This is a genomic window from Acetobacter oryzifermentans, from assembly GCF_001628715.1.
GTDB lineage: Bacteria > Pseudomonadota > Alphaproteobacteria > Acetobacterales > Acetobacteraceae > Acetobacter > Acetobacter oryzifermentans.
Map to the genome: position 1 here is coordinate 559,298 of NZ_CP011120.1, position 22,514 is coordinate 581,811.

21 protein-coding genes are annotated in these 22,514 nt (G+C 53.3%); 14 read left to right on the forward strand and 7 right to left on the reverse strand.

Going from position 1 to position 22,514, the window contains the following annotated elements:
* The first annotated feature begins 26 nt into the window (after positions 1-26).
* The 11 genes from WG31_RS02705 to aldA all read left to right on the forward strand — a co-directional run bounded on the left by WG31_RS02705 (position 27) and on the right by aldA (position 9,854).
* On the forward strand, positions 27-1,232 hold the full coding sequence (locus WG31_RS02705) for an amine dehydrogenase large subunit (protein ID WP_063353561.1): 1,206 nt from the start codon (positions 27-29) through the stop codon (positions 1,230-1,232).
* Complete coding sequence (locus tag WG31_RS02710) at positions 1,229-1,771, forward strand: MauE/DoxX family redox-associated membrane protein (protein WP_063353562.1); 543 nt, start codon at positions 1,229-1,231, stop codon at positions 1,769-1,771. The genes WG31_RS02705 and WG31_RS02710 overlap by 4 nt, the downstream gene beginning before the upstream one ends.
* The gene (locus tag WG31_RS02715; protein ID WP_193561108.1) at positions 1,771-2,373 is read left to right on the forward strand and encodes a redoxin family protein; all 603 of its coding nucleotides are present in this window, start codon (positions 1,771-1,773) and stop codon (positions 2,371-2,373) included. Before WG31_RS02710 ends, WG31_RS02715 begins: the two co-directional genes overlap by 1 nt.
* A complete protein-coding gene (gene mauA / locus WG31_RS02720) occupies positions 2,360-2,947 on the forward strand; it encodes a methylamine dehydrogenase (amicyanin) small subunit (RefSeq protein ID WP_006117008.1) in 588 nt (195 codons plus the stop codon). The genes WG31_RS02715 and mauA overlap by 14 nt, the downstream gene beginning before the upstream one ends.
* Positions 2,948-2,949: 2 nt before the next feature.
* Positions 2,950-3,459 carry a c-type cytochrome gene (locus tag WG31_RS02725; protein WP_006117009.1) on the forward strand — a complete coding sequence of 170 codons (510 nt, stop codon included), beginning with the start codon at positions 2,950-2,952 and terminating at the stop codon, positions 3,457-3,459.
* A gap of 108 nt (positions 3,460-3,567) precedes the next feature.
* Entirely contained in the window at positions 3,568-4,947 is a 1,380-nt protein-coding gene (locus WG31_RS02730) for an outer membrane beta-barrel protein (RefSeq protein ID WP_209439363.1), read from the forward strand.
* A 48-nt stretch (positions 4,948-4,995) separates the two neighbouring features.
* Positions 4,996-5,586: a thioredoxin domain-containing protein gene (locus tag WG31_RS02735; protein ID WP_063353565.1), complete on the forward strand. Its 591-nt coding sequence runs from the start codon at positions 4,996-4,998 to the stop codon at positions 5,584-5,586.
* Positions 5,587-5,714: 128 nt separating this feature from the next.
* Positions 5,715-6,446, forward strand: coding sequence for a hypothetical protein (locus WG31_RS02740; RefSeq protein WP_006117015.1), 732 nt, complete (start codon positions 5,715-5,717; stop codon positions 6,444-6,446).
* 84 nt (positions 6,447-6,530) lie between these two features.
* On the forward strand, positions 6,531-7,427 hold the full coding sequence (locus tag WG31_RS02745; protein ID WP_063353566.1) for an aldo/keto reductase: 897 nt from the start codon (positions 6,531-6,533) through the stop codon (positions 7,425-7,427).
* 6 nt (positions 7,428-7,433) lie between these two features.
* Positions 7,434-8,300, forward strand: coding sequence for a LysR family transcriptional regulator (locus WG31_RS02750; RefSeq protein ID WP_063353567.1), 867 nt, complete (start codon positions 7,434-7,436; stop codon positions 8,298-8,300).
* A gap of 105 nt (positions 8,301-8,405) precedes the next feature.
* Positions 8,406-9,854 (forward strand): aldehyde dehydrogenase, encoded by a 1,449-nt coding sequence (gene aldA, locus WG31_RS02755; RefSeq protein ID WP_063353568.1) that lies wholly within the window; start codon positions 8,406-8,408, stop codon positions 9,852-9,854.
* Between the two features lie 107 nt (positions 9,855-9,961).
* Here the strand turns inward: aldA and WG31_RS02760 are convergent, their stop codons facing one another.
* The 4 genes from WG31_RS02760 to WG31_RS02775 form a co-directional block, all read right to left on the reverse strand.
* Positions 9,962-11,266 (reverse strand): cytochrome c, encoded by a 1,305-nt coding sequence (locus WG31_RS02760; RefSeq protein ID WP_063353569.1) that lies wholly within the window; start codon positions 11,264-11,266, stop codon positions 9,962-9,964.
* A 4-nt stretch (positions 11,267-11,270) separates the two neighbouring features.
* On the reverse strand, positions 11,271-13,463 hold the full coding sequence (locus WG31_RS02765) for a xanthine dehydrogenase family protein molybdopterin-binding subunit (protein ID WP_063353570.1): 2,193 nt from the start codon (positions 13,461-13,463) through the stop codon (positions 11,271-11,273).
* Complete coding sequence (locus tag WG31_RS02770; RefSeq protein ID WP_006117022.1) at positions 13,460-13,921, reverse strand: (2Fe-2S)-binding protein; 462 nt, start codon at positions 13,919-13,921, stop codon at positions 13,460-13,462. The genes WG31_RS02765 and WG31_RS02770 overlap by 4 nt, the downstream gene beginning before the upstream one ends.
* 106 nt (positions 13,922-14,027) lie before the next feature.
* Positions 14,028-15,104 (reverse strand): glycosyltransferase family 61 protein, encoded by a 1,077-nt coding sequence (locus tag WG31_RS02775; RefSeq protein ID WP_063353571.1) that lies wholly within the window; start codon positions 15,102-15,104, stop codon positions 14,028-14,030.
* Positions 15,105-15,211: 107 nt separating this feature from the next.
* On the opposite strand from WG31_RS02775, the gene WG31_RS02780 reads away from it, so the two are divergent.
* On the forward strand, positions 15,212-16,309 hold the full coding sequence (locus tag WG31_RS02780; RefSeq protein WP_063353572.1) for a class I SAM-dependent methyltransferase: 1,098 nt from the start codon (positions 15,212-15,214) through the stop codon (positions 16,307-16,309).
* A 14-nt stretch (positions 16,310-16,323) separates the two neighbouring features.
* On the opposite strand, the gene WG31_RS02785 is transcribed toward WG31_RS02780, so the two are convergent.
* Positions 16,324-16,551 (reverse strand): hypothetical protein, encoded by a 228-nt coding sequence (locus WG31_RS02785; RefSeq protein ID WP_063353573.1) that lies wholly within the window; start codon positions 16,549-16,551, stop codon positions 16,324-16,326.
* 323 nt (positions 16,552-16,874) lie between these two features.
* Between WG31_RS02785 and WG31_RS02790 the strand changes: the two genes are divergently transcribed.
* The gene (locus tag WG31_RS02790) at positions 16,875-18,554 is read left to right on the forward strand and encodes a Hint domain-containing protein (protein WP_063353574.1); all 1,680 of its coding nucleotides are present in this window, start codon (positions 16,875-16,877) and stop codon (positions 18,552-18,554) included.
* An 80-nt stretch (positions 18,555-18,634) separates the two neighbouring features.
* Here WG31_RS02790 and WG31_RS02795 read toward each other — a convergent pair whose 3' ends face one another.
* On the reverse strand, positions 18,635-19,891 hold the full coding sequence (locus WG31_RS02795) for an MFS transporter (protein ID WP_245191545.1): 1,257 nt from the start codon (positions 19,889-19,891) through the stop codon (positions 18,635-18,637).
* A 201-nt stretch (positions 19,892-20,092) separates the two neighbouring features.
* Here WG31_RS02795 and WG31_RS02800 point away from each other — a divergent pair, with 201 nt between their 5' ends.
* Positions 20,093-20,335, forward strand: a complete 243-nt coding sequence (locus tag WG31_RS02800) for a hypothetical protein (RefSeq protein WP_035351113.1) — start codon at positions 20,093-20,095, stop codon at positions 20,333-20,335.
* 99 nt (positions 20,336-20,434) lie between these two features.
* Here WG31_RS02800 and WG31_RS02805 read toward each other — a convergent pair whose 3' ends face one another.
* Positions 20,435-22,435 carry a Hint domain-containing protein gene (locus tag WG31_RS02805; protein WP_245191546.1) on the reverse strand — a complete coding sequence of 667 codons (2,001 nt, stop codon included), beginning with the start codon at positions 22,433-22,435 and terminating at the stop codon, positions 20,435-20,437.
* Positions 22,436-22,514: the final 79 nt, after the last annotated feature.

Genomic DNA, 22,514 nt, shown 5'->3' on the forward strand with positions numbered 1-22,514 from the left:
TTCCGGTATCGAGAGAAACAGTTCGCATGTCTCTTCAAAAAGTCCGTCCCTCTCTGCTGCGCGCTCTTTTGGGCAGTGCAGCCATTCTGACCATGGGAGGAACCGCCGCCAAGGCAGCGGAACCCGTATTACAGACCGAGCAGAGTGACGTTATTACCCTGCCAGCTTACTCCCCCCACACCATTTTGGTGGAAGATGCGGTTTACACCCACAACAAGGATGGCCGCGTTTATGTAGTGGATGCCGATTCCGGCAAACTGCTGGGCATGGTGCAGGCCGCCTATAACGCCAACATGGCGCTTACGCCCGATGCCAAGCGCATTTATGTGGCAGAAACCACATGGGAACGCGGCAACCGTGGCGCACGGAACGATCTGCTGGCTGAATATGATGCCAACACGCTTAAGATCACATCCGATGAAAAACTGCCCGCCCGCGCACTGGTTACGCCTAAAAAGAACGACTTCGCGCTGAATGCCGATGGCTCTCGTTCCTACGTGTATCAGATGAGCCCCAGCAACGCCGTGGAAGTGGTGGACAACACCGCCCATAAGGTGACGCAAACGGTAGAAATTCCCGGTTGCGCGCTGGTGTATCCGTGGGGCAACGCTGGCTTTTCCTCCCTATGTGCAGATGGCACGCTGGCCAATGTTAGCCTTGGGGCAGATGGCAAGGTGGGCATGATGCACACCGCACCGTTCTTTGAACCCGATAAGGACGGTATTTTTGAACAAAGCCCCACTGTTGCGGCAGATGGCACGGCTTACTTCATCAGCTACAGCGGCATGGTGTACCCCACTAAAATGGGGGAAAACAGCACGGTAGAAAAACCGTGGTCCTTGCAGGAAGGCGCGGGAATGAAAGCCGCCCCCGATTCCTCCAAGCCGTTTGAAGTAACATGGCGGCCCGGTGGCTGGCAGATTGCCGCACTGCACAAGGCATCTCACCAGATGTATGTGCTGATGCACAAAGGCACGTTCTGGACACATAAGGATAACGGCACGGAAGTGTGGGTGTTTGATACGCAAACCCACAAGCGCATCCGCCGCTATCCGCTTAAAGTGGCCAGCAACCTTGTAGGTGTTACGCAGGACGCACACCCGCTGATGTTCACTGCCAATGAAGATAATGGTGATTTCTTTGTTTCTGATGCGCTTACAGGCAAGCCCCTGCGCACCATAAAGGCCCTTGGCACATCCCTTATCTTTACGGTTGCGCCGGGTGAAGGATGAGCCTGCTGGCTGAAACAGCCCCGCTTGCGGCCCTGTGCGCAGGGGGCATTGGCACCATGTTTTTGGTGGCTGGTGTTTCCAAATTGCGTGGGCATGATGCGTTTTTAGGCACGCTGGCCTCTTACCGGCTTTTGCCCTCATGGTCATACGAAGGTGTGGCATGGGGCTTGGCTGGGGCAGAGGTTCTGACTGGTCTGGCGCTGTTTTCCGGCTTTGCCGCCGGGCTTGGCGGTTTGGCTGCTGCGGCCATGCTGGTGGTGTTTGCACTGGCTATGGGCATAAACGTTGCCCGTGGGCGCACCAGCCTGTCTTGCGGGTGTACGCCCGGTTTGGTGTCCGAAACTTTGTCATGGAAGCTGGTAGCCCGCACCGTGTTGTGCGTGCCGCTGGCGCTGGCCCCGCGCTTTGCCTCTGGCGTTTCTGCCTTTGTATGGGGGCAGGGCGTTATGGCGGGTGTGGCGCTGTATCTGGTGTGGTTGGCACTGGTGGCCTTGCCGCCAGAACGCGTACCCGGATCTGGCGGAGGGCAGGAAGCATGATGCTGTTTTTGTACATCTGGCAGGGGCTGCTTACGGTTCTGGCCCTTGGGCTTGCCGTTATGCTGGTGGCCTTGGCCCGCCAGATTGGCGTGCTGCACGAACGCCTTGCACCCTTAGGGAATCAGGAAGCCAAGCCGGGGCTGGATGTGGGGCAGATTGTGCCGCGTCTGGTTTTGCATACGCTACAGGGCCAGCCTTTTGTGGTGGGCGATACCCTGCCCGCAGGAGCCAAGCAGCTTTTGCTGTTTGTGGCGGCGGAATGCCCGGTGTGTAAGCGCGTTATCCCCATTGCACGGCAGGTGGCTGCCGAACGCGGGTTAGACCTTATTTTTGTGGGCGATGGCCCCGAACCTGAATTGAAAAGCATGGTGGCTGCCCGCCCGGAAATGCAGGGTGTTCCCCTGATAACCGGCGTGGAGCTGGCCCTTGTGCTGCAAATTAACCGTATGCCAGCCATGGTGCTGCTTGATGAACGCGGCACCATTCTGGCCAAAGACCTCGTGAATACCCGGCGTCAGATCGAAGGGTTGCTTGGCAACGTTACCGCCACACCCCCGCAGGGTCTGACCGATACAGGAGCAATGTCTCATGCTGCCGTCTGAAAACAAGAACTCCGCAGAACAGGGCACCCTGTTTGACCGGTTGACCGAATCTCTGCTCCGCCGTTTTGCGGGCAAAACATCCCGCCGTGGCGTGGTGGCAAAGCTGGGCGGCGTGGCCGCTGCCGTGCCGCTGTTTCCGCTGCTGCCGGTAAGCCGCGCCAATGCGGCTTCTTCCTCTGCCGCCAAGGCCGTGGCCAAGGCTACAACGCCGTTTGGCGCCAAAGCGCAGGCTAAAGATGCCAATGCGTGCGATTACTGGCGTTATTGCGCTATTGATGGCAATTTGTGCTCTACCTGTGGGGGTGGCGTTCATAGCTGCCCGCCGGGCACAGCGCCTTCTCCCACATCATGGATTGGTAGCTGCTACAACCCGCAGGATGGCAATTCCTACATGATTGCGTATCGTGATTGCTGTGGCCAGGATTCCTGTAACGAGGTGACCTGCCTGAACACGGATGGAGATCAGCCTTCCTACCGCCCCATGGCTAATAATGACATCATCTGGTGCTTTGGCACGGGCACGTCTGAAATGTACAACTGCTCCACGGCTGCGGTGATCGGGAAAGCTTCCTGATTATGTTGCGTGCTGTTTTCCGCCTTGCCGTGCCTGCTGTTGCAGCGTGTGCAACACTGGTTTTGGCAGGCGGGGTGGCACGCGCGGCAGATGCCGTGCCGGGGGCCACAAGTTTAAACCCCACGCAGGTTGCTTATCTTTCGCACTGCGGGGGGTGCCACGGTATTGCGGGCGTATCTGGCCCAACCTTTGTGCCTCTGCTGCGTGATAGCGTGGGCAGCTTTGCCTGCACGGATGAAGGGCGGAAATATCTGGTGCAGGTGCCCGGTGTTTCCATGTCCCTCATTCGGGATGATCAGCAGTTGGCAGATGTCATGAACTTTGTGCTGATTGATCTGGGCGGCAAAAGCACGCCGCCGGGCTTTAAGCCCTATACAGCCGCAGAAGTGCATGAATGGCGGCAACACCCGCTTTCTATGCCAGACTTCATGGCCAACCGTGCGCATGTGCTGGAGCGCTCTTTGGCTGCGTGTCATCGTGGCAACAATGGCGCGGCTGCAACAGTAAAGTAACACGGTAAGCCCTGTTCTGCGGGGCTGCTCTCGGCTAGATCACAGCTTTGGGCCACAACACTGTAAAACAGAAGCAAACCCGCCCCCTGCCGCGGTTGTTTGTGGATAATGGGAGTATCAGGGAGCATGCGTTTGCGCCACCGTTTGTCCGCCGGTATGTGTTTTGCCCTGCAACTGGCAGCACTGCCTGCATTTGCGCAGGAAAAAACCACCCCCGATGATGCCGAGCGCCCTTTGGCGGTGGAAGAAACAGCAGCAGAAAAAAAGCAGGCCCAGAAGGATGAGGTGAATTTAAAAAGCCCTTCCAGCCACTCATGGTTTGATGATGTTGAAGGCCATATTGTGGTGGAAGCCGGTGTAAACGGTAACCCATGGACCAAAACAGGCCGCAACTGGGCGCAGTCTTACGTAGATAGGGCCAATACTGCCACACTTAACCAGATTACAGGCACAATCTCCCACCCGGTAACAGAACTGGGCGATGGTTATGGGCTGGGTTTTGTGTTTGAGGTTCTGTATGGCTCCGATGCCCGGTTTAACCCCACCATTGGCATGGGGGATGGCAACCTGACAGGCATATACCAGTGGACGCCCACGCAGGCGCATATTGATGCCCACCTGCCGTGGCTGACCAAAGGCGGGATAGACCTGCAAATCGGCCAGCAATACGGTATTCAGGGTTTTGAAGGCACAGATGCGCTGGAACGGCCTTTTTATTCCTACAACTATTCATCCGATTACATTGTGCCGTTTGAAACCGTGGGTGTTCTGGCTACATGGCACATGACAGACCACGCAGCCCTTGTGCTGGGTGTAAACGCCGGTAACTCCACCACCTTTGGCCATGCCAAAAACAATAGCCGCCCCAAAGGGTATTTTGGCTTCCAGTTTACAGAACTTGCAGATGGCAAGCTGGATGTTGCCGCCATTGGCTATTTTGGCCCGCAGCAAAGCGTGTACGCCATTGGGCGCGAAGCCAACCACGATATGGAATATATCGGAGACCTTCTGGCCTCCTACAAAATTAACGATAAAACCACCGTCACCCTGAACGCCACCTACTTCCATGATGATTACCTGCGGGATGACGTTTATGGTGTAACGGCCTATTTCGCGCATGATTTCAGCGATGAACTGACGTTTAACGCCCGTGGTGAAATTTTCCGTGATAATAATGGCGGCGTGGTGGGCAACAACACATCCCCCATGTCTTACGTGAACGAATTGCGTGGCCAGAACTATCCGTACGATTATGCACCCGGCACCACCTATGGGGAACTGACGGTGGGTGTTACGTACCGCCCCGGTTTTCTTAAACTGCCCAAAGGGTCTTTTTCCATTCGGCCGGAAGTGCGGCTTGATAAATCCCTTAACGGCACGCGGCCCTTTAACCGCGTTTCCCCCACGGATGATCCAAACGTGAACTATGCCAATAATGGCATGAACAACATGTTCTGGTTCAGTTGTGATGCTATCTGGGCATTCTAAAAACCCGCTCCGCCGACCCACCACCGGCACAACACAGAGGATCAGCCCGTGCAGAACCTGATATACGCCAATGCTGCCCTTACTGTTGTGCTGCTTGCGGCCTGCATTGTTATGGGCTTAATGCTGCGCCGTATCCGCCGCTTGTTTCAGGAAATTGCACCTGTGGGCGCACTTACCAGCTCACGCGGGCCACAACCGGGAGATGCCTGCCCACCGCAGCCTTTCCACACATTGGCGGGGGGTGTTCTGGGGCTGGCTGGTGGCGCCAAGCCGCGGCTGGTGCTGTTTGTTTCTGCAACATGCCCGATTTCTCGCAAGGTTATCCCTATTGCACGCAACTTCTGCGGGCGTGAAAATCTGGAACTGGTGCTGGCGGGGGATGATGCCCCAACCATCCAGCAGCACTTTGCCCAGCAAACCAACACACCGGCTGCTGCGTTTATAAATGATCCGGCGCTGGGCCGTGCCTTGCAGGTAGATAAATTGCCTGCCGCGTTTTTGTTCGATCAGCAGGGCACGCTTATTGCCCGTGGGTTGGTGAACAACCGCGAGCATCTGGAAAGCCTGCTGAACGCGTGGGAAAGCGGGTTTAGCACGGTGCAAACCTATATGCAGCACACGCGCCGCAACCGCGCGTGATGCTGGACGTGTAATTATAAAATATTTGGTAATGATATTATAAATAATCGCAAATAGTTTTTATTGACTCTGCTGCTCATAACTTGCCAGATTTAAATTAAGTAATGGAAAAGAGCAGGAGTGCCACCATGACCGACTCCTTTCATCTCCCCAAAATCTCTCTTGAAGGGTTGGAGAAAATTATTATCGCGTACAGTCATGTGCCCGATAATCCTACGCTAGATATTCTTGCGCGGCTTACCAAAATGGGGTCTGCTGCTATCAGCAGAAACAATAAATTTCTAATGGATATCGGCGTTATTGCTGGTGCTGCAGAAAAAACAGTTACCCCTTTAGGCCAAAAGCTGGGGCATGCTCTGGAATATGCTTTAGGGGCCGATGCACAAGCATACTGGCGCGAGGCTATCTCTAGCAATTCTGCCATGATGGAGCTTATCACCACAGAAGATATCAAGCGTGGGATGAGCGAAAAGGATTTATCGGCACATATTCTAGATGTTTCGGTGCATAAAAAGCATGCGCATACGCAAACAGGCGCACGGTGTTTGATAGATATTTTGTTAGAAAGCGGATTGCTTGAGCAAGATCAAGACATGCTTGTTGCCGCACCAGCACAGCCAGCCAAAGATAAGGCGCAACTGTTCGGCCTACAGGCAGAAGATTCCGCGCCAGATACCAAGGGCAGCGCGCCACCAGCCGCACTTATGGGGCTACCGCTTGCGGGGCAGAATACCACGCGCCCAGATATGCCCTACATCATGCTTAATCTGACATTGCCGGAAACCGAAGATCTAGCGGTTTATGAAAAAATATTTCGTGCTCTTAGGGAAAACCTTTTGGGGTTGCCCCCCTTGCCCTAAAGAGTGTTCGCTACCTGCAAGGCAGGCATGAGTATGGATATGTGCAACCTCTCCTACAGCTAGGCGTTGGGGATAGCATGTGGCATGGTTTTACACGCAAAACCAACATGTTGCCGTTTACCGCCGGATTTAGGAGAACACGTTTTGGGTATTCCCGATATCACACTGCACGATGGTCTTACTTTTCCCGTTATTACCTTTGGTACATACAAACTGAACGGTATAGCTGGCATGGAAGCAATGGTCAGCGCATTGGATGTAGGGTACCATGCGCTGGATAGCGCCTTTAATTATGAAAACGAAGGCGCCGTAGGCCATGCCGTGCGCAAAAGTGGTAAAAAGCGGGAGAACCTGCGCATTGCCTCCAAACTGCCAGGCCGCCACCATGATTATAACGAGGCACTGACAACAATTGAAGAATCCCTCTACCGTGCGCAGTTGGATTATTACGATCTGTATTATATTCACTGGCCCAACCCCAAGGTTGGCAAGTATGTAGAGGCATGGCAGGCGCTTATTGAAGCCAAAAAACGTGGCTATGTGCGCTCTATTGCCGTGTGTAACTTCCTGCCCGAACATCTGGAAAAATTGCAGAAAGAAACAGGGGTTCTGCCATCTATCAACCAGATTGAGCTTTCTCCCTACTTCCCGCAGGATGATATGCGGGCGCTGCATAAAAAGCTGAATATTCTTACCCAGTCATGGAGCCCCCTTGGCCGGGCCAACAAGCTGCTGCAAGATCCGCTGATTACAAAAATTGCCCAGCGGCTCAACAAATCTACCGTGCAGGTTATCCTGCGCTGGCACCACCAGTTGGGTTGCGTGCCTATTCCCAAAGCTTCCAGCAAAGAACATCAGATTTCCAATATGGATATTTTTGATTTTTCACTGACAGAGCAGGATATGAAGGACATGGCAACCCTTGCCCGTCCTGATGGCCGCAGCCACGGGCAGGATCCCGCAACGTACGAAGAGTTTTAATTAACTATGGAGGCTCTCCGTCTGGCGCAGTTGCAGATTTTCTGCGCCGTGATGGAGGAAGGCTCGGTGGTTGCGGCCTCGCGCCGTATGCACTGTGTGGCCTCCAACATTACGGCGCGGCTCAAGGAGCTAGAGCAGCTTTTGGGGCAGGATCTGTTTGCGCGGGAAAAAGGGCGGCTTATTCCCACGCCAGAAGGCCGCCTGTTTTACCATGAAGCGCGAGAGGTTGTAGAAAAAACCCATAGACTTGCAAGCTTTTTTCAGCCCGATGTGCCGCGCGGTATTTTGCGTATAGGGGCGCTGGATGTGGCTTTGGCGCATTTTTTGCCCCAATATATGCCAGCCTTTATGGCCGCCCACCCGGATGTGGAAATACGCCTGTTACACCGCGCCAGCTATACGTTGGAACATATGCTGGATGATCAGGAACTGGATCTGGCTATAACGGATGGCCCTATTGTGCATCCGCTTCTTGAAAGCCGCTTTGTTTTTACAGAAGAACTGGTGCTGGTGGCCCCACAAAATATCCGCAGTTTACAGGATATTCACTGGCCCAGCACGACAGTGCTTTTGTTCCACACAGATTGCTTTTACCGTAGCGCGTTTGAACGCTGGATGGCAGAGCAGGGCTTTGTCCCTCGTGCCATTCAAACAGTGGAATCTTACGATGTCATTCGGGCCTGCGTGCGCGATGGTATTGGTATTTCCTGTTTTCCTAAAAGCATTTTTCAACATAAAGCACCAGATGATGTGCGCGTGTTAGCCGTGCAAGGGTTACGCCCGGCCCCTGTTTACTGTGTATGGCGGCGTAATGGTGCAAAACCTTTGCTACGCAGGTTTATAAATACCATTTGCCCGGCAGAAAGAGATTAAAACCATTCATTTTTCATAAATGGTTTACTGATATATCATTACTTTTAATGAACACATGTGTGCGTCATACTGCAAACAGCATTTCATAAAAAAGGAGAACACCTCATGGCTGATGTCAAACAGCAGGATCTGTTCATCAATAATGAATGGGTAAAACCCACATCTGGCAAATATACGCCCATTAAAAGCCCCGCTACGGGGGAGGAAGTTGGGCAGGCCGCAGAAGGCAACCCACAGGATGTTGAAAAAGCTGTGGCCGCCGCAAAGGCTGCGTTTAAAGGTTGGAGCAGTAAACCTGCCAGCCAGCGTGCCGATTATCTTTACGCCCTTAAAAACCTTGTAGAGCGCGATAAGGAACGCCTGGCCACCATTATTACCTCAGAAATGGGTAAACCCATTAAGGAAGCCCGCGCCGAGGTGGATTTTGCCGCAGGGCTGCTGCGTTTTGCGGCGGAAAATGCCCGTAGGCTTCAGGGGGAAATTATACCCGGTGAACGTGAAGGTGAAAAAATCCTGATCGACCGCGTACCGCATGGTGTGGTGGGGGCTATAGCAGCATGGAACTTCCCACTGGCTTTGTGTGCGCGTAAAATTGCACCGGCTCTGGCGGCAGGCAACACCATTGTTCTTAAACCCGCTGATGGCACACCGCTTTCTGGCTTGGCATTGGCTGAACTGGTGCAGGAAGCAGGTATTCCCGCAGGTGTAGTTAATGTGGTGACAGGCAGCGGCCAAGGCGTGGGTGTGCCACTGGTGGCACATAAGGATACACCGCTGATTACCATGACAGGCTCTACCCCCGCAGGTAAGAAGATTATGGCAGCCGCAGCCGAGCACCTTAAGGAAGTGCGGCTGGAGCTGGGTGGTAAAGCGCCTTTTATTGTCATGGAAGATGCAGATATTCCCGCAGCAGTGGAAGCTGCCGTTACGGCACGTTTCTTTAACGGTGGGCAGGTGTGTACAGCCAACGAACGTACTTACGTGCAGGAAGATGTGTATGATCGTTTTACCATAGCGCTAAAGGATCGTATCGCCAGCCTGAAAGTGGGGGACCCGATGGATGATGCCACAGATATGGGCCCCAAGGTGAATGAAACCGAGCTGGAAAAAGTGGATGGCATTGTGCAAAAAGCCATATCACAGGGGGCAAAATTGGCACTGGGCGGCAAGCGTCTTACTGGTGGCCTGTTTGATAAAGGCACTTTTTACGCCCCCACATTGCTCACAGACATTACCCCGGATATGGACATTGTGCAGGACGAGGTATTTGGCCCCGTGTTTTCCCTTATCAAGGTGAAGGATTTTGATGAGGCCCTAACCCGCGCTAATGATAGCCGCTATGGGCTTTCTGCCTACCTGTTCACCAATGATCTTTCCCGTATCCTGCGTATGGGCCGGGAACTGGACTTTGGGGAAATTTACGTCAACCGTGGATCGGGTGAAGAACCGCAGGGCTTCCACCACGGCTATCGTGAAAGCGGATTGGGGGGTGAGGACGGTCAGCACGGGCTGGAAGCCTATGTGCGCACCAAAACCATTTATCTCAACGCGTAATATCCAATACGCGCCACGCCATAGGCTTTAAGTGTGGCGTGGCGGATATAAAAAACCGTGCCGGGGCAGAGCACACCCGGCACGGTTTTTTTGTTTTCAGGAAAGATTTAGTCCCGATCTTTTATGGTCTGTTCAATCTGTTTTTCCAGATCATGTGGTTGGGCTGTGGTAAAGTGTGTCATTACAAACGCGGTCATATCTGCAAGATCACGGTTGCTTAAACCGCCTCCCGTAAAGTGCGGCATAATCTGCACGCCCGTTGCCGTTTGCAGGCCGGTGCCATTTACCAAAACCTGTATCAGGTTACGGCCATTATCCGCACCGAGTGATCTGCCGCCCGCAATGCTGGCAAAGCTGCTTTGCCGCCCTGTGCCATCTGGCAGATGGCAGCCCACACAGGCCGCGGCATAAAGCCGTGCGCCACGGCTGTTTTGCGGCAGGCTGGCATCACCACTGGCTGTTTTGCGGAAGGTTACAGAATCCTGCGGTGTGCTAACAGGTTTTGTGCTGCGCAGATACGTTACCATAGCCTGAATATCCGCAGGGGTAAGGTAACGCAGGCTGTGGCCAATAACATCTGCCATATCACCAGATGCCGTGCCGTGGCCATCTGCATGGCCGGTGGAAAGGTATTGCGCCAGTTCGGCATCTGTCCAGCCGCCAATACCGGTTTTGGTATCGGACGAGATGTTATAGATGCGCCAGCCATTTAGCATATTGCCGCCAAGTGCCTTGCTGGTGGAAAGCCCAAAGGTGAGCGTGCGTGGGCTGTGGCAATCTGCGCAATGGCCTGCGCCTTCCACCAGCCAGCGGCCACGGTTCCACTGGGCAGATTTTGTGGTGTCATCTGGGTAGGCAGAGGCCGGGCCGTTCACGATGTTCCAGAAAATCATCAAACTGCGTATGGAAAAAGGAAAACGCAGCTTGTTTTCTGGCGGGGTGCTGGCAGATGTGGGCAATGTGGCCATATAAGCCCGAATATCCCGCACATCCTGATCACTCAGGCGCGCATAGGCGGGGTAGGGCATGGCGGGGTAAAGGTGCTTGCCGCCGGGGGAAACACCCTGCTTTACGGCAGCAACAAATTCCGCATCGCTCCACGCGCCCACGCCGTGCTGCTTATCTGCTGTAATGTTGGTGGAATATACCACTCCCATGCCCGGTAACTTGAACGCCCGTCCGCCAGCATACGGCATACCGCCGGGGGCCGTGTGGCAGACCTCGCAATCCGATGCGCGGGTAAGGTACTGCCCGCGTTCTACGGGCGTGCTGCCGGGTGTGCCTTCCTCGGCAGCACTGGCATGGGCAGCATGTGTGGGCAGGCATAAGGTTGCCAGCAGCACAGTTGCCGCAGCACCTTTGGCAGAAAGGGAAACACGCTTAACGGATGGAAAAGAAAAATCATGTTTCATGGTCTTACTCTTTCCCTTCCGTGTTGCGGGCAGAAAGCAGGGGCAGGGTGCGGTAACGGTGCCCCCGTGCGGCGGCCATGGCGTTAGCCAGAAGCGGGGCGGCTGCGGCTGTGCCAACCTCACCAATACCGCCGGGGTTTTCCTTGCTGGGCATCACCACCACATCAATGCGGCGCGGGGCTTCGTTCATGCGCATTACGCGCCATGTGTTGAAGTTTTGCTGCTGCACACGCCCGTTTTCCAGCGTGATCTCATTATACAGGGCGGCGGAAAAGCCAAAAATCAGGCCACCCTCTATTTGTGCAATCACTTGGTCTGGGTTGATAACCTGCCCGCAATCTACCGCAGCAGTTACGCGGTGGATAATCACTTCATCCGGGCTGGGCATTTCAATTTCTGCAATGCTGGCCATGTAAGACCCAAAAGCAAACTGCAAGGCCACACCGCGTGCCCGGCCTTTGGGCATAGGCGTGCTCCAGCCTGCATCTGCGGCGGCGCGTTCCAGCACAGCCAGCGCACGTGGGTTGTTTTGCACCATGGCGCGCCGATAAGCTACCGGATCTGCCCCCGCGCGGGCGGCCAGCTCATCTATAAATCCTTCCACCACAAACAGGCCGCGTGTGCCACCTACACCGCGCCACCATGCGGTGGTAATGCCGGGGGCCTCGCGCCGGGCAAATTCCAGCCGATACGCGGGGTAGGTGTAGGGCGTAACCACCGTGGCAAGGGAGAGGTCATCATCATACCCATCCTTTGTGAGTTCTGGCGGGTCCCACCGCGCCACAACTGCCGGGCCAACAATGCGATGTTGCAGTGCGGTGATATGCCCTTTTTCATCCAGCGCGGCGGTGAGTTTATCTACATAAGCTGGGCGATACCTATCTTTGGTAATATCTTCTTCCCTGCTCCAGATAATTTTCAGCGGGTAGGGCACCTGTTTTGCAAACTGCACGCACTGGGTTACGTATTCGTGCTCCAGCCTGCGGCCAAAGCCGCCGCCAATATACTGGCTGTGCACTGTAATTTTGCTGGCGGGCAGGCCGGTTATTTCGGCTGCCGTATCTCGCGCACGTTCGGCTACCTGTGTGCCTGCCCATACATCGCACCCATCTGGCCGCACATGGGCGGTGCAGTTTATGGGTTCCATAGGGGAATGCGCCAATAGGGGCTGCTGATAAGTGGCCGTATAGGTGGTGCCGGATTGGCCAATAATACCCGGCGCATCTGCCTTGGCGTTGGCCACAATGGCCGGGCCGTTTAGCCCTGCGTGCAGATCATCATAAATGGTTTGGGTGGTAATGGTTGCGTTTTTTCCAAAATCCCATTTCAGGTTCAGGGCCTTTAACCCTTTGCGGGCCGCCCAGTAATGGTTGGCGACCACGCATACGGTATCTTTATTATCCGTTACCAGCACGGCTTGCACGCCGTTTACGGCCAAAGCGGCATTACGGTTCATGCTGCGCACGGTGCCGCCTTGCACGGGGCAGGCGGCCACGGTGCCAATTTTCATGCCCGGCACCTGCACATCCATGCCAAAGCGGGCTGCGCCATCTACCTTGATCTGGCTATCCAACCGATGATGTTTGCGGCCAATAAGTGTGTAATTGCCAGCATCTTTGAGTTTTGGTTCTTTGGGCACAGGCAATTTGGCGGCATTTTCGGCCACATCGCCAAATGGCACGGTGCGGCCAGAAGGCGGGTGCATAACGGCCCCATTGGCGGTTGTGCAGCTTTCTGGCGCAACGCCCCAGCGTGTGGCTGCGGCCTGCACCAGCATAGCGCGTGCTGCCGCACCGGCTTGGCGCAACGGCAACCATTCTGTCATGGTAGAGGTAGAACCGCCGGTAATTTCCGCCCCGCCACCGGGGGGCGCGGCCTCTATTTGCACGGCAAACGGATCTATCCCCAGTTCTTCCGCCATCAGCATAACGGAGGATGTGTAAATACCTTGCCCCATCTCGATATTTGGTAAAATAAGGGTAATGGTATTATCTGCGGCAATACGGATAAACGCGTTGGGAGCAAAAGGGGTGGCAACATCTTCTACCAGCATGCCGGTGCCTGCCTGCGTGGCCTGAGCTGCCCGCCCACGAGGCATGGGCCACAGTGTGGCCAGCAACAATGCGCCGCCCGCTTGCAGCACGCGCCTGCGGCCTGTTTGGAGCTGCGCGGTGGATGAGGGGGAATGTGTGCTCATGCCAGTTCTCCCGCTGCGTGGTGAATGGCTGCGCGAATACGCATATACGTGCCACAGCGGCACATATTGCCAGACATGGCGCTGTCTATCTGTTCATCCGTGGGGTTGGGGGTGGTGCGCAGCAGGGCTACGGCGGCCATAACCTGCCCCGGCTGGCAGTATCCGCACTGCACCACATCCAACGCTATCCACGCAGATTTGATGGCCCGCACAATCGGGTCTGCCATGTCCAGACCTTCCGGGGTGGTAATGGCGCGCTCTCCCACCAGCCCAACGGGTAGGTTGCATGCGCGTACGGCCTTGCCATCTACATACACGGTGCAGGCCCCACACTGGGCAATGCCGCAGCCAAACTTGGCGGCATTTAAGCCCAGAATATCGCGCAAAACCCAGAGCAACGGCGTATCGGCATCAACATCCACGCTGTGCGGCTGGCCGTTTATCACAAGGGTTGGCATAGGGGGGCTCCTGTAGTTGGCGGGGGAAAGACCAGCCTAACACTTTCGGAGCGGGAACGAAACGGAATCCTCTTTATTATATATGCAAGAATACAGACGTGGATATTCACCCAGTCTGTTTTTGCCGGAAGTGCAGCAGCGTTTGTGCGTGGCTGACAATCTTGCCTACAGGCAGAGGCAGGTTTGCGGGTGTGTAGTGGTCTTCATGCGCAACGCCGGTTTCCACCTTGTCTGCCCAATACTGCAAACCACCCTGAATACACATGGCCAGAAAACACGGGTTAAGGTGGTGGCTGGGCACCAGTTCGTACACCAGCGTGCCGGGCTGGCACCATGCCACATTGGCAAGGCCCGCGCCTAAAAAGCCCACCACCATATCGGCTTGTGCAAACAGGTCTATTTGCTGGGTTACGGGCAGGCGTTCGGGGCGTACACGGGCAAAGCCGAGCGTGGATAAAGCTTCGGCCAACGCGGCCTCGTTAGGCATGCGGCGGTTTGTGGCTTCGCCGCGTTCCAAAAACAGATAGCGCCCGCGTTTGGGGGTGGTGCTGGCGGCCCGGCGTAACGCCGCATAGGCGGCAAGTGCTGTTTGGGATGCTGTAAAATCAGTTTTGCCGCGCACAAAATCTGTATAAACCACGCGCGCAAAGGCATAGCGTGTGCCGTGCCGGGTTATCAGCCGCCGTTCGGGCGCCAGCCCCGCCAATGTTACAAATTGCTCCTGCCACGGGGTAAGGGGGGGCAGCAAAAACACATCGTTCTGCCCAGCGTGTTTAAGAAAATAGTAAAGAGCCGGAACCGTATGCGCTACCCAGTGGTAGTAATTGGTGTTCCAGTGGTCAAACCCTGCCCATGCGGTGCAATTGTGCTGTTCTACAGGTGTGTTGGCCGGAGCCGCATGCCAGCGATTGAGCGCGTCCGGGCCTTGGGTATAAACTGTATCATGCAAGGGGCGGCCTTCCCATGCAAACAGGGCCAAGGCGGGGTCAAACACCGCGGGGCCAAAACTGTAGCGGTATATGGGGGGGGTATCTGTGTGCCAGTCTGTTAGCAGGCTGTGGGTGCCATCGGGCAGCGTGCCGCCAAAGGCAAAGTTTCCGCCCATGCGAGATGAGGTTTCAATTAACCCCCGGCCTCCAGAGGCCTGAAACACACACGGAAAAGTAGAAAGAAGCACAGACATGGCAGGGGGCTTTAGCGTTTTGCAAGGGTGTGCCAAGTATAAGGGTGGGGCTTGGGTTCAGGCAATAGGGCGGAACTTTGGCGCGCACAGTATGCAAGGTAGAGCGGATGCAAGACGGTTCCTATAACGAAGTTCCGGTTATCAGAACACCAGTTTTTAAAACCCCGGCGGATGATCTGGCTTACTGGCAAGCCAACCCGGATGTGGCCACGTGCGGGCTTTCTGCCTCCCAGCATTATGCCCAGCATGGCCAGCACGAAGGGCGTATGCAGGCTGCCAATCAGGATTTGGTGGCCGCCATGCGCGAACGCAAGCTGGAGCGCATTGCCTTCCGCCAGAACCCCGTAACACCGCGCACCTACGGCCAGCCAGCCAATTATATGACAGACGCTATAAAGCAGGAATTTCATATTCCGCCTTTTCCGCCCATTTCCGCCCATAATTACGGCGGCTATATTGCGGGCCTGCAAAAGCAGCATCCGGATTGGATGTTTTTGGATGTAGGGGCCGGGCTGCGCGATACCGTAACCGAGCAGATGGTGAATGTGGATGTGTTTCCCGCCCTGAGCACGGATGTGGTGTGTGTGGGGGAAAACCTGCCTTTTGCCGATGCTCAGTTTGATTTTGTGCTCTGTGCCGCCACGCTGGAACACACCAAACGCCCGTGGGAAGTAGCAGCGGAAATCTGCCGCGTGCTCAAACCCGGCGGCATTGTGCGCATAGATTATCCGTTCTTGCAGCCTGTGCATGGCTATCCATCTCATTACTTTAACGCCACGCCTGAAGGAAATATCAGCCTTTTTGAAAAATGGTGTGATATCCAGTATTGCGTTGTAGAAGATCACTTCCACCCTGTGCATGCCCTGCGCTGGATGATGGAGGATTGGAAGAACGGTCTGCCAGAACATGCCAAGGCCCAGTTTGGCAACATGCGGGTGGATGACTTTTTGTCTGCCCCCATTCCAGACATGATGCAGCAACCTTTTTGCACGGAATTAAGCCCCGAAACCAAAAAGGTGATTTGCGCGGGTTCTACGCTGGAAGGGGTTAAAAAGCAGGGCCCGCAGTTTTATGGCAGCCTGCGCGAAGAACATCTGGCGCAGGAAGTGCAGCAGGCCCGGCGGGATGTTGAGATCATGCGGGCTTCCTCATCATGGAAGCTTACAGCCCCGCTGCGTAAGGTGGTTGGCCTGCGGCGCAAATAAAGGCCGCAGCCCGATTAACGGAAAAAAAGCGGGAAAAAATACAGCCAGCAGATGATAAACATCAAGGCGCCAGTTATCAGCACCGGCAGCACGATTGTTACAAACGCCCCAAAGCGTGAGGGGCGTTCTGGCGGCAACCCGGCTGCCTGATTAACCTGCGCAACGCGTGCATCAATATCTGCGTCTATTGGGTTTTCCTCTGTCCAGTCTTCTTCTGGCGTGGGGGCGGGCGCATTTATCATGTGTGATCCTTATACTGGTGCTGGGCAAAAGCGCTTGCACCAATGTATAGCGCACAGCCCATTTTATGCCCCACCATACCAAGTATGAGAGACAGAATCGGGCAAATAGCATTTTTAAGCGATGGCTGGTGCGAATAGCCGATATACAGCGCAAAATTTAACCCTAGATGATAATCATTCTCTCTCAAAAAGGAAAGATATGTTTCAACATAGTTAATTTGTTCTAAATGGATTAACGTTTTGATTGAGCTTACGTTAGAAAAATATTAAACGGATTCCCAGACTGCATATACAAAATCAGAATAACGTGAGGTATTAAGAGCATGACAACACTAACTGTAAATACAAGTGGGGATTGGGGCGTTCCCACTACTTATGATGGTGACGATGTTATTTTAGATGGAACATCATCTCCGATTACAGTTAACGTTGTAGCGCATAATTACGGTGGCTGGACTGAAGGTGATACGGCAAATTCCAACTTCCATTCCCCCACCATGACCATTAAAGGGAATGTTACGTTCACCGGTGATGGTTACCTTTCTATCAACAATACGGTTACGAACGACGCCTCATCCTTCACTGTTGAATCGACCAACTTTGCAGTAAATGGCACCCTGACAGGAAACACCGTTACCATTGCAAACGGTGGCACCCTGTCTGTTGGCACGTTGAAGGCGCCTGTTACTTTCGGGGCCTCTTCCTCAGATTCCAGCGGGTATAATACGTTAATTGTTAGCAATTATGCGTCCAGCGGAACGCTCACAATTAACAACCTGTCTCCGCGCGATCAGATTGTGTTTTCCAATGGTGAAACCACAAGCCTAAGCTGGAGCGGCAATGGCAACGAAATTGTGGATCAGGACGGAACAGTTCTGGCGAACGTGACCTTTGCTGATGGGTATAGCAAGGACGATTACTCCTTTAACGGAGACAGCGTAACCGTTACCTGCTTTTTGGCTGGCAGCATGATCCGCACGCCCGAAGGTGAAAAGGCGGTGGAAGACATCCAGCTTGGTGATGACGTTGTAACTTTTGACTGGCAGCAGAACAAAGATGTGGCATGCCCGGTTGTGTGGGCCGGTAAAGCCCATGCACATGTGCAGGCTGATCTTACGGATGATGAAGCAGGCTGGCCCGTGCGTGTTCTTGAAAACGCCATTGCCCCCGGCGTGCCTTACAAGGATATGCTGATTACGGCCGAACATTGCCTGTTTTTTGATGGCAAGTTTGTACCGGCCCGTATGCTGGTGAATGGCGTATCCATTTTTTACGATAAATCCATTACCTCTTACGATTACTATCATATCGAAACAGCGCAGCACGCCGTTATTACTGCCGATGGCGTGCAGACAGAAAGCTATCTGGATACCGGCAACCGTTCCACCTTCCGCCAGCTTGGCAAGGTTGCTGCGCTGCGTGGCAAGGCCAAAAGCTGGGCGCATGATGCAGGCGCCCCTTTGGCGGTAGAACGTGCTTTTGTTGAACCCCTGTTCCATGTTCTAAATACACGTGCGCATGATATTGCAGGCCATATTGCGCAGGCTAAAAAAGCAGAAACAACGGTAGATCCAGACCTGTATCTGGTTACAAACACCGGCGCTATTGTGCGGCCCCTGCGCAAGGAAACCCAGCAGTACAGCTTTATGCTGCCTTCTGGCACGCAGTTTGTGCGTGTGGTTTCCCGCGCAAGCCGCCCAGCAGATGTGATTGGCCCGTTTGTGGATGATCGGCGCTATATGGGTGTGGCCGTGGCAGATGTGCGCCTTTTCTGTGCCACAAAGGCACATAACATCACGGCACATCTTCAGGCCGAAAAACCCGCTGGCTGGCACGCTACAGATTGGACAGATTGCACATGGACCAATGGTGATGCCGTGCTGCCCTTGGGGAACTATCTGACCAACGGCAAAATGGGCATTCTTACCATGACCATTCGGGCGGCTGGGCCATATCTTGTTGAAGATCAGGCAGTTGCTGAATTAAACCTGCGTTCGGCTTGATTTTATCAGTTCTGAATGTGTGCAAAAGGCTCTACCTGAAAGGGGAGGGCCTTTTGCGTGTGGTAAGGAAAGCCCGCAGTTTACTGCTTTTTCTGCCCGGTTTCACGCAGGAGAAAAGTAAGTGCGCCTGCCAGCACAATACCGGCTAGGCCAAAGCTAAAGCCTTTTGTAAAATCCGCCCCGCTAAGTGGTCGCCCATGCCCCAGATGTTGCAGAAACATTGCAAACAGCGGAGAGACAATGGCGCTCATAACAAATACCAAAAAGTTAATAGCCCCTGTGGCGCTGCCTTTTACATCATCAGCATTGGCTTCCTTGATAATGGTATAGGGGATCATGGCCGCGCCGGAAGAAAAGCCCAGCAGCAAAGCCAGCACATAAGGCGGAAACGTATTGCCCGGCAGGTAAATAATGGCTGCAACCGTAAGCGCCATAACAATAATGCCGCCCAGCAATACGGGTTTTCTACGCCCGATCTTATCTGTTAAATACCCAAGGGCAGGGCAGCCAAACATCCAGCCCACAGGCACCATGGCGGCCCGCATAACGGCCTCGTGGTAACCAACGTGCCAGCTTTGGGTTAAAAACGTAATGCCCCATGTCATGCTGCCTACGGTGGTGGGTAAAAACAGCAGCCCCGCACACAGCCCGCACAGATAAGATTGTGGGTTGCTGAGCACGCTTTTATACGGTGCAAACATGGAAGCAGATGCTTTGCCGACGTGCGCGGTGTTTGCCTTTTTTTCCTGCGGGGTCATTACAAACAAAAAAACGGCTATCAGGGCAATCAGCAGCCCGGTATCAATCCAGTAAAAATGCCAGTTGATAACGCCATGAATCAACCATGCCACGGTAGATTGCCCCATGGCGCCGCCCAGCATGCCTGCGCATTGCGTTGCCCCTACAGCCGTGGCCAGATACTTTTTGGGAAACCCCCGTGCAGCCAGATAAACCGCGCCCACAAATGCAAAAGCCGAGCCCGCACCCTGCATAAGGCGGCCAAGGCTTGCCATCCACTCATCCCCCCAACCAAACAGGCAGGTGCCAATTGCCAGCACCAGCGCACCAAACGAAATGGTATATTTGGCCCCCCACCGATCCACCGCAGCGCCTGAAATAATGGAGCAGAAGGAATAGGTGTAATAATACAGCCCAAGCAAAGACCCCAACCCAACCGTTGTAAGCCCAAAGGAGGAGACAAGCTCGTTCACCATAACGCTGGGGGCAGAGCGCGTGGAGTATTGCAGCAGGTAAAACACCAAACACAAAAACCAAGCAATAATATAGGGTGTCTGGATTGAAGTTGTGGGCTTATGTGTTGGGGGCGTAAAATTCATATATACATTTTTCATTTTATACAGTGGCAACGCTTATCTGGTCTGGCATTATCTGCTGGCAAGAGGCAACACAATTTTCAGAAACACTTAACGCTTAACATACACACGCCTGTGCGGAAATTGATGTAAGCCTTTGCATTGATACCGCAGCTATCTGCGTTCATGATGCGGCAGGAAAAAAGACACAATAGGATGGTTGAGATGACTGATGATGAAGCCCGTATGCTAACAGGTACCGAATTAGACCCGCAAAAGCTTTATATGCAGGTTGAAGGGCTGAAAGATGTTTTGAAACTTGCCGTAAGCGGGTTGCCCCCGCAGAGTTTACAAAACCTGCGCGAAGCTCTGGAAAAAGTTTGTGCAGGCAGCGTGGAAATTCCGGGAATGGCAGAAGCGCTCCAGATTGTAAAAGAGCACTCCCCCGCGGCTTCTCACCTACAGTAAGAGCATAGAAATATTGGTGCAGCCGTTTTTAAAAGCAACGGATGGGCTTTAATTGTAAAAACAGGCTCTACCCGCAAAGAGAGAGCCTGTTTAAAACCGTTAAGCGGAGTGTGCTTTTTTCAACTGAGCTGTGTGCTGTGTTTGGGCAAGATAAGGCCCGGCAGCACGAATGCTCAGGGAAAGAATGCCCATTTTCCCGTGTGTGAGATGGTCTCCAAGTGGCAATTCCGCATTTCCCGTTGTCCAGGCGCAATCTGTCCACTCTGTAGCGTGCCAGCCTTCTGGTTTTTTATTCTGAAGGTGGGCTGTAATGTCGTATGTTTTTTGGGCGCAAAGCAAACGTATATCAGCAACAGCTACACCCATGTAACGGCGATCATCCACAAACGGGCCGATGGCATCTGCTGGGCGGCTGGCGCGGGAGATAATGCGCACGGATTTTGTATCAGGTGGCAGCATAAAGCTGTATTGCTGGCCGTTATGCCGCATTGGGCGAATGGTAGCACCTGTTTGCGTCATCAGGTGCAGATCTGGGTCATGGGTTGTTGCAATTTTTTCTACAGACGGCGGGCAGCCAACAACATGATTTTCACGCCATTCAAGTGCGCGAAACAGAGGTTCAACAAAAGCGCGATCCACACATAGTGGTGCGCCCGCATCGTCTTCCCAACTTTTGGCAATGCCATGCAGTGTGACAACTTTACCTTCCTGCCGGAAGGTGGAGCGGTTTCCGGTATCCAGATAGCTTTCTGTCAGCATACCGTCTGCGGTGATAACGGAGTGCTGTTCCGTTTCTACATGGTAGTAATTATAGGAGCTAATGGATTTGTCATAGAAAATAGATACACCATTTACCAGCATACGCGCAGGCACAAAGTGGCCTTTAAAGAATAAGCAATGTTCAGATGTAATCAGCATATCCTTGTAGGGCACACCATCTGCAACGGCATCTTTTAGAATACGCACAGGCCAGCCAGCCTCATCATCAGGAAGGCCGGAGCGAACATTAACGTGTGCTTTGCCGACCCACACAACCGAACGCGTGACATGCTTGTTGTTGCGCCAATCAAAGGTTACAACTTCATCACCAATCTGAATGTCTTCTACAGCTACATCACCTTTTGGCGTGCTGATCATGCTGCCAGCAAGAAAGCAGGCACCAATGTAGGTGTTGCCATCAGATACAGTGATTTTCAGGGGGTTTGTATCATTGGTTGAGGCATTAACAATGTAAGCACCGTTGTTAAGTGTAACACCTGATGCAGGAGAAACAGCAAACTGCCCAATTACATTGCTATTTGCATCTTTAAGTGTAACAATTTTTTCTGAACTACTCGTTCCAAATAAACCACCATTTTCGATGGTGTAAGATGCAATCGTGCTTGTTGTGTTCTGGAGTTCGATCGTATCCTTGGAAGGATCGTAATTTTGGAAAGTTGTTGCGTTTACTGAACCGGATGATAGAAGACTGATAAGCGTTCCACCACCGTTGATAATAACAGTGCCGCCACCTGTTCCAAAATTAACAGTTGAGCCTTCTAAAACGCTAGCTAATGCAGAACCGGTATTAAGTGTTCCGCCATATTCAACATTAATTGTTGAACCATTTAAAACACCGGCAAGGGCGCCCCCACTTGTTCCGGTTAATGTAGCATTACCCCCAATAATGTTGATTGTTGAACCCGTGACAAGATTAGCTAAACCAGAAATGGAGGTGGTTCCACCAATATAATATGTGGAAATTTCTGCTGCACCCGCACCAATAATGAAGTTTCCTGTTGCACCCGGAGTACTTACAAAAGTTTGGGCACTCAATGCGCTAATGAGAACAGCAAAATCACCAGATCCTGGCGTAAGAACGTAACCACTGCCAAGAAGCTGCGCTATACCAAGGATATCAATACCTGGGTTAATGTCCTGCTGGTCTAATATAACGTGCCCGCTGGAATCTGTAATTTTCACATCCCAGTCTGAGAATAAAGACCCATATGGCTGCGAGACTGTCCATGTTGTTTCGATAATCTTGTTACCGTTGGCATCAAGCACCGGATTGCCCTGATCGTCCAGCTCATAAGTGTGATAAGTACTTGCACTGCTCATAATATAAATCTCCGAAAATCTTGATTTGCGCACTTTTTCATGATTTATTTTTACTAACAAAATAAGTTTTTGTTGCATA

What these genes read in the sequence shown, in the direction of transcription:
- WG31_RS02705 (WP_063353561.1), top strand. Translation starts at nt 27, where the DNA reads ATGTCTCTTCAAAAAGTCCGTCCCTCTCTGCTGCGCGCTCTTTTGGGC.
- WG31_RS02710 (WP_063353562.1), top strand. Translation starts at nt 1,229, where the DNA reads ATGAGCCTGCTGGCTGAAACAGCCCCGCTTGCGGCCCTGTGCGCAGGG.
- WG31_RS02715 (WP_193561108.1), top strand. Translation starts at nt 1,771, where the DNA reads ATGCTGTTTTTGTACATCTGGCAGGGGCTGCTTACGGTTCTGGCCCTT.
- mauA (WP_006117008.1), top strand. Translation starts at nt 2,360, where the DNA reads ATGCTGCCGTCTGAAAACAAGAACTCCGCAGAACAGGGCACCCTGTTT.
- WG31_RS02725 (WP_006117009.1), top strand. Translation starts at nt 2,950, where the DNA reads ATGTTGCGTGCTGTTTTCCGCCTTGCCGTGCCTGCTGTTGCAGCGTGT.
- WG31_RS02730 (WP_209439363.1), top strand. Translation starts at nt 3,568, where the DNA reads ATGGGAGTATCAGGGAGCATGCGTTTGCGCCACCGTTTGTCCGCCGGT.
- WG31_RS02740 (WP_006117015.1), top strand. Translation starts at nt 5,715, where the DNA reads ATGACCGACTCCTTTCATCTCCCCAAAATCTCTCTTGAAGGGTTGGAG.
- WG31_RS02745 (WP_063353566.1), top strand. Translation starts at nt 6,531, where the DNA reads ATGGTTTTACACGCAAAACCAACATGTTGCCGTTTACCGCCGGATTTA.
- WG31_RS02750 (WP_063353567.1), top strand. Translation starts at nt 7,434, where the DNA reads ATGGAGGCTCTCCGTCTGGCGCAGTTGCAGATTTTCTGCGCCGTGATG.
- aldA (WP_063353568.1), top strand. Translation starts at nt 8,406, where the DNA reads ATGGCTGATGTCAAACAGCAGGATCTGTTCATCAATAATGAATGGGTA.
- WG31_RS02760 (WP_063353569.1), bottom strand. Translation starts at nt 11,266, where the DNA reads ATGAAACATGATTTTTCTTTTCCATCCGTTAAGCGTGTTTCCCTTTCT.
- WG31_RS02765 (WP_063353570.1), bottom strand. Translation starts at nt 13,463, where the DNA reads ATGAGCACACATTCCCCCTCATCCACCGCGCAGCTCCAAACAGGCCGC.
- WG31_RS02770 (WP_006117022.1), bottom strand. Translation starts at nt 13,921, where the DNA reads ATGCCAACCCTTGTGATAAACGGCCAGCCGCACAGCGTGGATGTTGAT.
- WG31_RS02775 (WP_063353571.1), bottom strand. Translation starts at nt 15,104, where the DNA reads ATGTCTGTGCTTCTTTCTACTTTTCCGTGTGTGTTTCAGGCCTCTGGA.
- WG31_RS02780 (WP_063353572.1), top strand. Translation starts at nt 15,212, where the DNA reads ATGCAAGACGGTTCCTATAACGAAGTTCCGGTTATCAGAACACCAGTT.
- WG31_RS02785 (WP_063353573.1), bottom strand. Translation starts at nt 16,551, where the DNA reads ATGATAAATGCGCCCGCCCCCACGCCAGAAGAAGACTGGACAGAGGAA.
- WG31_RS02790 (WP_063353574.1), top strand. Translation starts at nt 16,875, where the DNA reads ATGACAACACTAACTGTAAATACAAGTGGGGATTGGGGCGTTCCCACT.
- WG31_RS02795 (WP_245191545.1), bottom strand. Translation starts at nt 19,891, where the DNA reads ATGAATTTTACGCCCCCAACACATAAGCCCACAACTTCAATCCAGACA.
- WG31_RS02800 (WP_035351113.1), top strand. Translation starts at nt 20,093, where the DNA reads ATGACTGATGATGAAGCCCGTATGCTAACAGGTACCGAATTAGACCCG.
- WG31_RS02805 (WP_245191546.1), bottom strand. Translation starts at nt 22,435, where the DNA reads ATGAGCAGTGCAAGTACTTATCACACTTATGAGCTGGACGATCAGGGC.